We start from the raw sequence: 14,214 nt of genomic DNA, 5'->3' as shown, positions 1-14,214 counted from the left end.
AAGAATAATAATTTAGAGAGATAGGTGGTTATTTGGTTCTCAGCATTATTACTTTATTTTTTTAAATTGTTATAATGTTAAAATTCATTTCTAAAGGTTTCAGTTTCTGTAATAAAAGCGGTACTAATTGTTCGCCTTTTTCCAGATAAAATTCAGAAAAATTACTTTGACGTTCCTGCAGACTGTTATTTGGGAACAGTTCGCATTGTAAATCAATAACGCGCTGCAATTGATCGCTCAGGTTTCTTTTTTGCGCTTTTAATAAACGTTTTTCAAGATTTTCCAGACCTTTTGTTTGTTTTACTTCTTGTGCTTTTACAGCTCCAGAAAACGATTTGTCGGTTTGAGCTGCTAATTCGTAAAGATATTGAAATTGGGTTTTCAATATTTCTTTTTGAGGTGTCAAGTCAATTGGAAATGCAGAAATTTTATGTGTAATCGCGTTTACTAAATTTTCTTGTTTGGTAAAAAGGTCTTTCCAGCTTAAGTTTAACTGGTCTGCTTTTTTAGCTTGTTTTTCTGTTGCCAAAAGAACAGAGTTACGAACTAAAATCATCGGAAAAGTGATGTTTACGGCATCAAAAAATGATTTCAATTCCAGCCAATAAGCAATTTCTCCGCCTCCGCCAATGTAACATAAATTAGGCAGGATTATTTCCTGATAAAGCGGACGCATAATCACATTTGGACTGAATTTTTCAGGATGATTTTCTAATTCAGAAAGAATTTGATCTTTAGAAAACGAGATTTTTGTATTGTTTACAAAATATTTATCTTCTTCAAAAATGATTCTTTCGCGCAGATTGTCTTCAATATAAAACAAATTAATCTCACGCGGATTTACCTGAACGGTATATTCTTTTAATTGTTCAATTGTTTCCTGAACAGCTTTGTATGAAGTCTGTTTTTCTAATTCTTCCTTGGCATACGGAATAAAAGCACGTTTTAAATCAGCATCGTCAGCATCTATAATTACTAAACCATAATTAGCAAATAAGCTGTTGGCTAAAAATCGGGTTGCATCAGCCAGATTATCGTGTTTTAAATAAGTGTCTTCAAAAAGCTTTTTTAAAGTATTGGCATTCGTACTCGAACCTAATTCTAAGGAATAAATATCTAAAAACTCAGCTAGACCTTCAGTTGAAAGTCGGCCAACCGGACCATTACTTTCTTTATTCCATCTGAATTTTTTTCCTTTAAAATTAAAATAATTGATTTCTTCAAAATCATGATCTTCTGTTGCCATCCAATAAACGGGAACAAAATTATAAGATGGATATTTCGATTTTAATTCTTTGGTAAGATTAATGGTCGAAATGATTTTGTATAAGAAATACAAAGGCCCGCTAAATAAGTTTAACTGATGCCCTGTTGTTATTGTAAAAGTATTTTCGAGTGCTAAAAGCTCAATGTTTTGTTTGGTCGAATCCGAGATTTCGATGTTTTGATATTGCTTTTTTAAGGTATTAACTAATGCAATTCGGTTATGGTTATCAAAATTCGAAGCTTTTTCGGCAATTTGTTTTTCGAAATTTTCCAATGTTGGAAAATGGTTGTACAGCGTTTTTAATTCTGATTTTTGATCTAAATAATCTTGTATCAATTTAGAAAAATATCCAGAGGTTTGATAGCTGATACAGTCGGTAGGCATAATTTTAAATTTATTTTTGACAGCTGTAAATTTAATGAAAATATACAGTTAAAAACGGTTTTAACGATTGCTTATGATTTGATTTTTACTTTTTATTTTAAAGTTCCTAAAATCAGTATTTTAAATTCGAATAAATTAATATTCTTTAAAATGTAAAATATATCAAATTTGTTAAAAATACAGAAGTGTTTTGAAACTAATTGTTCTAAACGTGAAATATTAATAATGAAACTATATTTTTGTAATCAAAAAAAAGATATATCTATTTTACATGGAAACTAACCCGAAAAAGAAGAACTCATTAAAACATGTTCTTTTTGGTTCTTTAATTGGAACTACAATTGAATTTTTTGATTTTTATATTTATGCCAATGCTGCAGTATTGGTTTTCCCGCAATTATTTTTTCCGGGTTCAGATTCGACTATGGCGACTCTGGAATCGTTAGCTACTTTTTCAATAGCGTTTTTGTCTCGTCCGTTAGGTTCAGCTTTTTTTGGACATTACGGCGATAAAATCGGGCGTAAATTTACTTTGGTTGCTGCCTTATTAACAATGGGTATTTCGACCGTAACAATAGGTTTCTTGCCAAGTTATGCCAGTATTGGTGTTGCTGCTCCTTTGTTATTAATGCTCTGCCGATTCGGGCAAGGCGTTGGTTTAGGAGGAGAATGGGGCGGAGCCGTTTTATTGGCAATAGAAAATGCACCGCCGCACAAACGTGCCTGGTACGGAATGTTCCCGCAATTGGGTGCTCCAATTGGATTATTGCTTTCGGGCGGGACTTTTTTATTATTGACTGATTCCATGAGCAATGAAGATTTTATGGATTACGGGTGGAGAATTCCGTTTATTGCCAGCGCTCTTTTGGTAATCGTAGGATTTTATATTCGAACAAAAATAACAGAAACACCTTCTTTTGAAAATGCTAAAAAGCATGAAGAGGAAGTAAAAGTTCCTTTTTTAGAATTAGTAAAATCGTATAAAAACCAATTGATTTTTGGAACGTTTGCTGCAATTACAACTTTCCTGGTTTTTTATTTAATGACTGTGTTTACATTGAGCTGGGCAACTTCAGACTTAGGAATTGTTAAAAGAGACGGATTATTAATTCAGTTATTCTCAGTATTGTTTTTTGCCATTTTTATTCCGGTTTCGGCTGTTGTGGCAGATAAAATAGGACGTCGTAAAATGCTTATTCTGGCTACGGCTGCAATTGCTGTTTTTGGATTTTTCTTTTCATTCTTTTTAAGCACAGGAAATATTGCCTTAGTAACAACTTTTGCCTGTATAGGAATGGCTTTAATGGGCTTTACTTATGGACCTTTAGGAACATTTTTATCGGAGTTGTTTCCAACAAACGTTCGTTATTCTGGTGCCTCTTTAACTTTTAATATGGCAGGAATACTGGGAGCGGCTTTTGCACCAATGATTGCCATTTGGCTGGCAAAGAAATACGATGTGAGCTATGTAGGGTTCTATTTAGTTACGGCCGCGCTTATTTCTCTAATTTCATTTTTAGTAATAAGTAAAGACGAACATAAGTTTTAAATTTTTTAAAGATTTAGATAAAATCCGCAATCTTGAAAATTATCAGGACTGCGGATTTTTTGATAAAAAAAAATAAACTTAAAACGGCTTTAAAATCTTTACCATAAAAGTCTCTAAAGAACTCGTATTTTTGCAAAAAATAAATTCCTTTGAAAACGAAACTTTTTGTAATTACGCCTCCATTTACACAACTGAATACTCCGTATCCGGCAACGGCGTATATAAAAGGTTTCCTGAATACTAAAAATATCGAATCGGTTCAGGCAGATTTGGGTATTGATGTTATTTTAGAATTGTTTTCGAAAAAAGGACTTTATGATTTGTTTCAGGTTTCAGGTTTCAAGTTTGAAGTTTTGAACGCTGAAATTTCAGATAATTCTAAAAGAATTTTTGCTTTACAAGACGAATACATCAAAACAATCGATTCTGTAATTCAGTTTCTGCAGGGAAAAAACCCAACTTTGGCTTTACAGATTTGTCAGGAAGATTTCCTGCCGGAAGCTTCTCGTTTTGCACAGCTGGAAGAACTCGATTGGGCTTTTGGAACAATGGGAACTCAGGATAAAGCAAAACACCTTGCGACATTATATCTCGAAGATATTTCGGATTTTATTGTAGAATGTGTCGACGAAAATTTTGGCTTCAGCCGATATGCCGAACGTTTAGGACGAAGTGCCAATTCGTTTGATGAATTGTATAACGAGCTTCAAAAAGAACCAACTTATATTGATTCGATTTTAATTTCTATTTTGAAAAAGAAAATCGAAGAAGTACAACCAACTTTTTTCTTAATTTCTGTTCCTTTTCCGGGGAATTTATACAGCGCTTTCCGATCTGCACAATGGGTAAAACAAAATCATCCCGAAGTTAAAATTTCAATGGGAGGCGGTTTTCCAAATACTGAACTGCGTTCACTTTCAGACAAACGTGTTTTTGAATTTTTCGATTTTATTACTTTAGATGATGGCGAAGTTCCAATTGAAGAACTTGTTGATAATTTGTCATCACGAGCGGAGTCCAAGGAAGAGAAGCGTTATAAAAGAACTTTTCTTTTAGAAAATGGAGAAGTAGTTTATAAAAATAATTCTTTAAAACACGATTACAAACAATCTCAGGTTGGAACTCCAGATTACTCTGATCTGCCTTTGGATAAATACATTTCGGTTATTGAAATTGTAAATCCGATGCATAGAATGTGGAGTGACGGGCGTTGGAATAAACTTACGATGGCGCACGGCTGTTATTGGGGAAAATGTACTTTCTGTGATATTTCCTTAGATTATATAAAAGTTTACGAGCCAGTTGCGGCAAGTCTGCTTTGCGATCGAATGGAAGAATTAATAGAACAGACAGGACAAAACGGATTTCATTTTGTTGATGAAGCGGCACCGCCGGCATTGATGCGTGCTTTGGCGCTGGAAATTCTAAAAAGGAAACTGGCCGTAACTTGGTGGACGAACATTCGTTTCGAAAAAAGCTTTTCAAAAGATTTATGTTTGTTGCTGAAAGCTTCTGGCTGTATTGCCGTTTCAGGTGGTTTAGAAGTTGCTTCAGACCGATTATTGAAATTAATTGATAAAGGTGTAACGGTAGAACAAGTCGCAAAAGTAACAAGAAACTTTACCGAAGCCGGAATTATGGTTCATGCGTATTTAATGTACGGGTATCCAACACAAACCATTCAGGAAACAATTGACAGTCTTGAAATGGTTCGTCAGTTATTTGAGGCGGGAGTTTTGCAGTCTGGATTTTGGCATCAGTTTGCATTAACGGCTCATAGTCCGGTTGGTTTGTATCCGGAACAATTTGGTGTGACCAAAAAAACAGAACTAATAGGCACTTTTGCCAATAATGATATTGAATATACAGATTCAACAGGAATCAATCATGATAAATTTAGTTTTGGATTAAAGAAATCGCTTTTTAATTTCATGCACGGAATTTGTTTTGACTATGAATTACAAGATTGGTTCGACTTTAAAATTCCAAAAACTAAAATCCATCCTGATTTTATTTTTAATGCACTCGAAGAACAAAATGATTTTAATACCAAACCAAATGCAAAAGTAGTCTGGCTTGGCGGAAAACCTTTTGCAGAGCTTTTTACAAAATCGAAAAAAGGAAGAAGCTGGGAAATGATGTCCCTGACTTTTCATGATAAAAAAGAAAGTTTTACTGTTCAAACCAGCAAAGAAGAAGGCGAATGGCTGACATCGATTTTATCTAAAATTTCAATTTCTAACACAAAAAACTACACTTTTCAGGAAGTGAAAAATGATTTTGAAACTTCGCTGGACGATTTTGAATTGTTTTGGTATTCTAAACCTGTAAATACACTGCGAGAATTTGGACTCCTTGTTTTATAAATATTCAACGCTGGTTCCGTCACTTGGAATTGCAGTTTTATATAAAAGATTATTTTCTGTCAAAGCTCTTCTCAATTCTTCTCGGGTTGTAGGACAGTGATTTAGAGCTTCCAGGTGATTTGCAAAAACCTTTCCGGGTGCGAGAGTTGCAAATTTCAAAATATCATTCATACGCATTAACAATGGCTGGCCAATGTCTAATCTGGCAGTACCGCAGGCAACGGTTGCAATGTCTGGTTTTAATTCTATCAATACTTTTTGTACATCATCAGTAAAAATAGTGTCTGAACTTATATAAATTGACTTTTCGTTGGTAAGCTCAACGTAAAAACCCATTACATTTCCCATTAATTTTGCTATAAAACCGTAGCCGTGAAGGGCAGGAATACCAATAATTCTTCCTCCTAAAAAAGGCTGAGGTTCCCAGTAATTTAAAGTCTGCATAATATTTAGACCTCTTAATGAAAGAGATTTTTCATCTTTTGCACTGCAGATAACCGGAATACTTTTTCTTCGCAAAAATACTTCGCCCGCCTTATCAATATGATCTGGGTGTAAATGTGTTATCAGGCAGTGAGTTACTCTGCTCAAAATTTCTCTGCTGTTTTTTGGCAAAGCTACCAGCGGATTCCTCTTAGGTTTGTAACGAAAAATTGTGAAAGGTGCAATTGTTTTTCTTTTTCCTAACATTGGATCAACCAGAATAACATGCTCTTCTGTTTCAATAACCAATGTGGCATTTCGCAAATGATGTATTTTCATATCTGGGAAAATTAGAACTTAAAAATACAAAGTTTTTTGAAAATTGTTTTACAGATTTTTCTTTATTTTTAACAGAATTGTTATTATTTATTCAATAGAAAAGCGAAACCCAATTCCGTGGAGGTTTTCAATCGAAATACCTTTTTCATTGGCTAAAATTTTGCGCAGACGCGAAATAAAAACATCAAGGCTTCTTCCCATAAAATAATCATCTGTACCCCAAAGTGCAGTTAAGATTTGTTCTCTTTTTAAAACCAGATTTTTATTGTCTATAAAAAGTTTCAGCAATTCGGCTTCGCGTTGTGTAAGGCCCACTTTTTCTTCTTCATTAAAAAGAATAAAATTTTTGGTATCAAATTGATATTTCCCAATTTCATATACAGATTTTTCTACTTTATTGTTTTTCTGTGAACGTTTCAGGAAAACTTCAATCTTTAAAATTAATTCTTCAATGCTGAAAGGCTTTACTAAATAATCATCGGCGCCAAGACGAAGTCCTTTTATGCGGTCCTCTTTTAAAGTTTTAGCCGAAAGAAAAATAATAGGCACATCATTATCAATTTTTCTTACTTCTTCGGCCAGTTCAAAACCGTCCATTTTTGGCATCATAATGTCAAAAATGCAAATATCAAAATCTTCATTTTTAAATGTTTCCAAACCAGATTTTCCATTGGTGCAGTGAATAACTTCATAATTATTCTGTTCCAGATTATCTTTGGTTAAAAATGCCAGAGTTTCATCGTCTTCTGTGTAAAGTATTTTGAAGTTTTTCATTTTTTATAAGGAATTAACAAAGTTATAGTAACTCCGTTTTCAGAATTATTTTCAGCTTTTATTTTCCAGTTCTGCAGGCTGCAGATTTCTTTAACATAGTATAATCCAAGTCCAAAACCATTTACTTCATTACTCTTTTCGTTTTGAACGCGATAAAATTTATCAAATATAAAGGATATTTTTTTAGAAGAAATACCAATTCCATTATCAATAAATTCTAATTTTAAAGTCGAATTTTCTTCTGAAATTCTAATCGTAATCTCAGGTTTTTTATTGCAGTATTTTATCGCATTATCTAAAAGGTTGTAAATCAAATTAGCAAAATGAAAAACATCAGTTTCTAATATATATTCTTTTGATGAACTTTCAATTTGAATAACGGCTTCAGGGCATTTTAACTGGATATTTTCGATAGCTTCTTCGATTATCGGAACAATTATAACACTTTCTTTTTTTAATTCTAACGGAGTATGATCTGATTTGGCAACGTTTAGAATTTTTTCTACATGATGATTTAGTTTGTGGCTTTGATTAATAATGATTTCTGTATAAGTGTACAGTTTCTTATCATCTTTAATCGGGCTTTGTTCGCTTAAATATTTTGAAGCAATTAAAATAGAAGACAAAGGAGTTTTAAACTCATGCGTCATATTATTGATAAAATCACGCTGTAATTCTGAATATTTTTTTTGCTGTAAAAGAGTAAAAATCGAATAAACGTAAATCAACAAAATCAAGATTAAAGCAATCGAAAGGATAAACCAAAACCGCATTGAACTGAATAAATAAGTGGTTTCGTTAGGAAAACGCACTGCGAAATAATAAACCAGATTTTTATGTTTAGGAAAATAGACAGTTTTTTTACACTCAGATTTTTTTTTGTGCGATAAAGAAATGTAATCACCATAAATCATTTCGTCGCTCTGGCAATTGTACATAGCGTATTCAAAATCTGTCGTGATATTCATTTTTTTGAATTCAGTCAGGAGATAAAATTCTAGAATATCAGGCTCAAACTCATTGTCGACATTTACTATATAATAATCGTTGGCAATTTTTTGCACAGGATTTTGTGCCGGAAGTTCATGATTGGTTCCTTCATATAATTTTTTTGCAACTTCCAGAAGTGCAATATGTGCTTTTTGACTCAGCTTTTTTTGTTCAATTGTAAAAGCTTCTTTAGTCCAAAGCAATTGTGCCACCAAAATACTTATTATGGCGACAAGTCCTAGAACTATAATACTATTGAGTTTATTTATTTTCAAGAAAACAGACTTTAGAAAGTGTAATATTAATCAAAAATATACTTAAAAAAAGCGATTAACAAGTCGTTAACAAACATTTGAAAGCGGTTAACAGCGATTCGATTTTGTCTGAATTACCTTTGAAATATGAAATCGAACTTTAAACCATTTAATATATTTAACTATGAAAATCATCAAAATCTCAATGCTTGCTTTGGCTTTAGGGCTAATGTCTTTTTCGGCAATTGCTCCGGTGCAGTCAATTGTAAATGAAAAAGAAATTGAAGGAACAACAGCTTCAACAATTGTTTGGAAAGCCGAAACAATTGATGTTGGACAAATTCCGCAGGGAACTCCAAAAGCGATTGTTTATGAATTTAAAAATACAGGAAAAACTTCTGTAGTAATTACACAAGTTCAGGGTTCATGCGGTTGTACAGCAACAGATTACATCAAAGAACCAATTTTACCTGGAAAATCTGCAAAGGTTACAGCAACTTACAATGCAGCAAACAAAGGTGCTTTTACAAAAACAGTTACAGTAACAACTAGTGCCGAAACTGCTCCAAAAATCCTTACTCTAAAAGGTACAGTTATCTAAAAAATTTTAAATAGGTTGGTTATATCGTGGCAGCTCCAAATATGTAATGTATTTGGAGCTTTTTTTGTCTTAATTTAATGTTTTTTTATTTTTTGAGGAGCTTTGTTTTTATCAAAACTTTTCTACTTTTATCAAAAAAAATAGTATGAAAATTTGGTGTTCATTTATCGCTTTTGTGTTTCTGTTTTTAGCAGTTTCCTGTAAAGGAGATAAAAAAGAAGAAAATCAAAAGAAAGAAAAAGCAGTTGTCCCTGAACTCAGGCTTACGATAGATACAACGGCTATTGCAAGTTTTTATGAGACTTACCCGAAATTGAAAAATTTTGAAGAGCAGGTTAAATCCTTATATAAAAAGAAAAACGCCACACAATTATGGCTTGATAATAAAGGTGTAGTGGAGTTTGGAAATACTTTGTTTAATAAATACAAAGGATTAGAAAACGAAGGGTTAAAAGCAAATTTTCCGTACAAAGAAATCAATGCTGTTTTTGAAGGAAATGCTGATAATAAACTTTCAAAAGTGAATACAGATTTAATGATTACAAATTTGTATTTCTACTATGCCGAAAAAGTATACAGGGGATTTGATGAAAAAACTTCGATTTCATTAGAATGGCTTCTGCCAAGAAAAAAACTAAATTATCAGGTTTTCTCAGATTCTATTTTTGAAAAATCGACTATAAACGACGATAAGAAAAGTAAAATGTTCAGCCAGTATTACAAACTGCGCGATGCTCTTAAACGTTATAGAGAAATAGAAAAAAATGGAGGCTGGAAAACCATAGAAATTGATGATGCTTATAAGAGTTTAAAACTTGGAGATTCATCTCCAATTGTTTCTCAAATAAGAGAAAGACTTTTTATTACTCAGGATATTAAAGAAGACAATAAAAGTGCAGTCTGCGATTCTACTTTAATAAAAGGATTAAAAAGTTATGAACTGCATCATGGTTTTGCACCAAAAAATACGATTCTTCCAGAACATATTACCGATTTGAATATTCCGGTTTCAGACCGTATTAAAACCATTATTGTAAATATGGAACGCTGCCGATGGATTGATCCTAAACTTGAAAAAGGACAGCAGTATATCGAAGTAAATATTCCTGAATTTAAATTATATCTTATCCGCGACAGACAAATTGCATTTACTTCTCCGGTTGTGGTTGGAAAAGCGATGACCAAAACGGTTATTTTCAGCGGAACAATGAGTAATATTGTTTTCAGTCCGTACTGGAATGTGCCTCCAAGTATTATTGCTAAAGAGATAAAACCCGGAATGGCTAAAAATAAAAACTATCTGGCTCAGAAAAACCTTGAATGGAACAATGGCGCCGTTCGTCAGCTTCCAGGGAAAAATAATTCACTTGGTTTAGTGAAATTTTTGTTTCCAAATTCAAGCAATATTTATCTGCACGATACGCCGTCAAAAAGTTTGTTTGAGAGAGAAAGCAGAGCCTTTAGCCACGGATGCGTGCGTGTAGCAAAACCTCGTGAACTGGCAATTGAAATATTAAAAGAAGATCCAAAATGGACGGAAGCCCGAATTGATAAAGCCATGCATGCAGGAAAAGAAAGCTGGTACACTATAAAGAAAAAATTCCCAGTTTATATAGGATATTTTACTGCATGGGTAGACCGCGAAGGCAATTTAAATTTTTATAAAGACATTTATCAAAGAGATGAAAGTCTGCTTAAATTATTGACAGAAGAATAAAAAGATTTAAACTCCAATTTTGAAATTCCAAATTTTCAAAAAAAGTTTATTGTCTACTGCCACGGATTAAAGGATTTAAGAGATTATAAAATTTCTGTGTTAATCTGTTTAATTTGTGGCTGAAAAATTATTCAGGTAAAACATTAATACATTTATAAAAACGTTTGGTATAATGTTCTGTGTCTAATGCGGTAATAGTTACTTTTTGTGCTTTTCCTGATGAAGCATGAATGAATTTAGAATGCATTCCGTCAGCTTCACAGATTATTCCCAAATGGCCTATAACTGTTCTGTCTTTATATCCGTAAAAAACTAAAATATCTCCAACTTTAAAATCTTCAGGTTTTAAGGCAGTTCCTAAGTTTTTGTAACTGCCGGAACTTCTTGGCAGATTCATGCCAAAATTTTTAAAAACATAACTCACAAAACCAGAACAGTCAAATCCTTTTTTAGGATCACTGCTGGCATATTTATAAGGCGTATCTAAATACTTTTTAGCATATTCGATGATAGAATCTCTATTGATTTCGGTTTGAATTTTTCGATTATCAATTAAAGTCTGCTTTTCGCTCTTTTTTACGGTAAAAGAAGAAAATAGCGTAATAGATAATAAAGCTGTGAAAAGATATGACCTCATTTTTTTGTAAGTAAGAAAATATTGAATCGATAAAGATAGACTCTAAATTTTGTAAATCAAAAGAATACCTCGTTACTAATTGTAAGAATTAACAGTTTTAACAAATGAAATGATGTGTTTATGTGGTGTTTTTTTATTGCTTTTTGACGTTTTAGTATCTTTTTTGAAACAGTATTTGAAATATATTTGTGAATTGCATTTATATTTTAACAAATAAATTATGTTTCTCAAAAAAAGAGCTCTTTTAATTTTGTTTTTGTTGAATTCAATTATTTCAACCTCACAAATTCAAAATTCAGCAAAAACTTTTTTATACGAAGGCCGAATAGATAAACTTCAAAATGATAACGTCATTTTAATTGGAACTGCTTCTTCTGTAACTTTTAATTTTACAGGAAACGAATGTTCAATTTCACTTCAAAGCGTAGATTCTTATGAACATCATAATTATGTTCAGTTGGTTTTGGATGGAAAATATATTGGAAAAATCAGAATTGAAAAAGGGGCAGCACAGTCATTTCCAATAAAAGTAACTTCAAATAAAAAAGAACATCGTTTAGAAATTTATAAAAATACTGAAGCGCACAGCGGTGGTATTTTATTTACCGGAACAACAGCAAAACTGACTGCAATTTCTTTTAAAAAGAAAAAGAAAATCGAATTCATTGGAGATTCTATTACCTGCGGCGCCGCAAGTGATCCGTCTGATGTTCCTTGTGATAAAGGTGAATATTTAGATCATCATAATGGTTATTATGCTTATGGACCAACACTTTCAAGAGCAATTGGAGCAGCATATTTAATGAGCTCAGTTTCGGGAATTGGAATGTACAGAAACTGGAATGATGAAAACAAAGATGAAGTCATAATGCCGGACGCTTATCCGAATTTATATTTAACCAAAGATTCTTCAAAACCTAAATACGATTTTGCTTTTCAGCCTGATATTATCAGTATTGCTTTAGGAACAAATGATTTTTCGGACGGAGACGGCAAAAAAGAACGTCTGCCTTTTAATGCTTCTAAATATGTTTCAAATTACATCAATTTTATAAAAATGCTGTACGAGCATAATCCAAATGTGCAGATTGTCATTACAAACAGTCCAATGGTTAACGGCGAAAAAGGAGTAGTTTTTGAAGAGTGCCTCAAAAAAGTAAAAAATGCTTTTGCAGAAGATAAAAACCACAAAGCAATCCAGATTTTTAAATTTAAACCTATGACGCCAAAAGGCTGTACAGGTCATCCAGATGTTGCCGATCATAAAGTTCTGGCAGATGAATATGGACCATTTTTAAAAAAGCTTTTAAATGAAAAATAATCTACTATTTGTTTTCTTTTTAATGATTTGTGTTTCAGTAAAGGCAAATATTACGCTTCCTAATATTTTTGGAGATAATATGGTTTTACAGCGCAATTCTGAAGTTAAAATCTGGGGCTGGGCAAATCCAAAAGAAGAAATTAAACTAGTTTCGGGCTGGAACAATCAGGAATATAAAACCGTTGCCAATAATCAGGCGAAATGGGAACTGACTATTAAAACTCCTGAGGCGGGCGGACCTTATACAATTTCGATTAAAGGATATAATGAAGTTGTACTTAAAAATATTTTAATTGGAGAAGTCTGGGTTTGTTCCGGACAGTCGAATATGGAAATGTCGGCCAGCTGGGGAATCGAGAATGGCGATGAAGAAGTAAAAAATGCCGCAAATTCGAATATTCGATTTTTTACGGTTTCAAAATCGACTGCCGTAACTCCGCAGAATAATGTATTGGGGAATTGGGTCGAATCGACTCCGGAAACCATGAAGTATTTCAGTGCCGTTGGTTATTTTTTTGCCAAACGTTTGCGCGAAGATTTAAAAAATGTTCCAATTGGATTGATTTCTTCAAACTGGGGCGGAACTCCAGCCGAAATCTGGATGCCGGAAGAAGTCGTTCAAAATGATCCAGTTTTATTAGAAAATGCTAAGAAGTTAAATGAACAAGAATATGGACCACATCAGCCGGGACGTGCCTATAATGCTATGATTGCTCCAATAACAGGATTTAAAATTGCAGGAACAATCTGGTATCAGGGCGAATCGAATGTGGGTTCTTTGGTTTACGATAAAACGCTTTCAGCTTTGATTGCTTCATGGAGAAAAGCCTGGAATGATGAATTCCCTTTTTATTTTGTTCAGATTGCACCTTATAAAAACGGAACAAATAATTTCTCGAACGTAACGGTTAGAAATTCTCAAAGAAAAATTTTAAAAGAAGTTCCAAAAACAGGAATGGTTTTGACTTCTGACATTTCAGATACGATTGATATTCATCCAAAAAACAAAAAGTCGGTTGGAATTCGTCTGGCAGATCTGGCTTTGGCGGAAACGTACAAAACAAATCATAATTTGGTTAACGGACCGCTTTTTAAAGAAATTAAAACAAATAAAAATAAAGTGACAGTCTCTTTTGATTACGCTGACGGATTATATTTTAAAAACAAAATTTCAAATCAATTTGAAGTTGCGGCAACTGATGGAGTTTTTTATCCAGCCGAAGCTTCAATTAAAAATAACGAGGTGATTTTGACAAGTAAAAAAGTATTTAATCCGGTAAAAGTGAGGTTTGCCTGGGGAAATACAATTCAGCCAGATTTGTTTAATAAAGCCAATCTGCCAGCTTCTTGTTTTACGTCAGAATTTTAGAATGTAGATTTTAGATTTTTTGCCCGCGGATTTTACTGATTGAACAGGTTAGCGCAGGTTTTTTGTTTGCTTTTGTCAGGCTGAGCGGAGTCGAAGCCCCGCAAAGAGAGACACAATAAGTAGTTAGACAAAGATTGGCGACATTCTGTGTGGAGCTAGTTGTGTGTCCTTCGACTCCGCTCAGGATGACAAGATTGTGTGTAGAAAGTGGAAAGCCAAAAAA

The 14,214-nt window shown here is 33.1% G+C and carries 11 protein-coding genes; 6 read left to right on the top strand and 5 right to left on the bottom strand.

The features are described from left to right. Positions 1-61 precede the first annotated feature (61 nt). Entirely contained in the window at positions 62-1,651 is a 1,590-nt protein-coding gene (gene bshC / locus FJOH_RS25700; protein ID WP_012026939.1) for a bacillithiol biosynthesis cysteine-adding enzyme BshC, read from the bottom strand. 271 nt (positions 1,652-1,922) lie between these two features. Between bshC and FJOH_RS25695 the strand changes: the two genes are divergently transcribed. Further along, on the top strand, positions 1,923-3,200 hold the full coding sequence (locus tag FJOH_RS25695; protein ID WP_012026938.1) for an MFS transporter: 1,278 nt from the start codon (positions 1,923-1,925) through the stop codon (positions 3,198-3,200). Between the two features lie 149 nt (positions 3,201-3,349). Then, on the top strand, positions 3,350-5,566 hold the full coding sequence (locus tag FJOH_RS25690) for a B12-binding domain-containing radical SAM protein (RefSeq protein WP_012026937.1): 2,217 nt from the start codon (positions 3,350-3,352) through the stop codon (positions 5,564-5,566). On the opposite strand, the gene FJOH_RS25685 is transcribed toward FJOH_RS25690, so the two are convergent. The 3 genes from FJOH_RS25685 to FJOH_RS25675 form a co-directional block, all read right to left on the bottom strand. Further along, on the bottom strand, positions 5,561-6,328 hold the full coding sequence (locus FJOH_RS25685) for an MBL fold metallo-hydrolase (protein ID WP_012026936.1): 768 nt from the start codon (positions 6,326-6,328) through the stop codon (positions 5,561-5,563). The two genes, FJOH_RS25690 and FJOH_RS25685, sit on opposite strands and share 6 nt — an antisense overlap. 87 nt (positions 6,329-6,415) lie before the next feature. Beyond that, on the bottom strand, positions 6,416-7,102 hold the full coding sequence (locus FJOH_RS25680; RefSeq protein WP_012026935.1) for a response regulator transcription factor: 687 nt from the start codon (positions 7,100-7,102) through the stop codon (positions 6,416-6,418). Beyond that, positions 7,099-8,367: a sensor histidine kinase gene (locus FJOH_RS25675; RefSeq protein WP_012026934.1), complete on the bottom strand. Its 1,269-nt coding sequence runs from the start codon at positions 8,365-8,367 to the stop codon at positions 7,099-7,101. Before FJOH_RS25675 ends, FJOH_RS25680 begins: the two co-directional genes overlap by 4 nt. A gap of 163 nt (positions 8,368-8,530) precedes the next feature. Between FJOH_RS25675 and FJOH_RS25670 the strand changes: the two genes are divergently transcribed. Together FJOH_RS25670 and FJOH_RS25665 are read left to right on the top strand one after the other, a co-directional pair. After that, complete coding sequence (locus tag FJOH_RS25670; protein ID WP_012026933.1) at positions 8,531-8,947, top strand: DUF1573 domain-containing protein; 417 nt, start codon at positions 8,531-8,533, stop codon at positions 8,945-8,947. A 145-nt stretch (positions 8,948-9,092) separates the two neighbouring features. After that, positions 9,093-10,664: a L,D-transpeptidase family protein gene (locus FJOH_RS25665; protein WP_012026932.1), complete on the top strand. Its 1,572-nt coding sequence runs from the start codon at positions 9,093-9,095 to the stop codon at positions 10,662-10,664. 127 nt (positions 10,665-10,791) lie between these two features. On the opposite strand, the gene FJOH_RS25660 is transcribed toward FJOH_RS25665, so the two are convergent. Next, a complete protein-coding gene (locus tag FJOH_RS25660; protein WP_012026931.1) occupies positions 10,792-11,301 on the bottom strand; it encodes a C40 family peptidase in 510 nt (169 codons plus the stop codon). A gap of 220 nt (positions 11,302-11,521) precedes the next feature. On the opposite strand from FJOH_RS25660, the gene FJOH_RS25655 reads away from it, so the two are divergent. Next, positions 11,522-12,622, top strand: a complete 1,101-nt coding sequence (locus tag FJOH_RS25655; RefSeq protein ID WP_012026930.1) for an SGNH/GDSL hydrolase family protein — start codon at positions 11,522-11,524, stop codon at positions 12,620-12,622. Further along, positions 12,612-13,991 carry a sialate O-acetylesterase gene (locus FJOH_RS25650; RefSeq protein WP_012026929.1) on the top strand — a complete coding sequence of 460 codons (1,380 nt, stop codon included), beginning with the start codon at positions 12,612-12,614 and terminating at the stop codon, positions 13,989-13,991. The genes FJOH_RS25655 and FJOH_RS25650 overlap by 11 nt, the downstream gene beginning before the upstream one ends. The last annotated feature ends 223 nt before the right edge of the window (positions 13,992-14,214 follow it).

Source organism: Flavobacterium johnsoniae UW101, assembly GCF_000016645.1.
GTDB classification, from domain to species: Bacteria; Bacteroidota; Bacteroidia; order Flavobacteriales; family Flavobacteriaceae; genus Flavobacterium; species Flavobacterium johnsoniae.
Note: the sequence above shows the minus strand (reverse complement) of the source record. Positions and strands in the feature narration are given on the sequence as shown.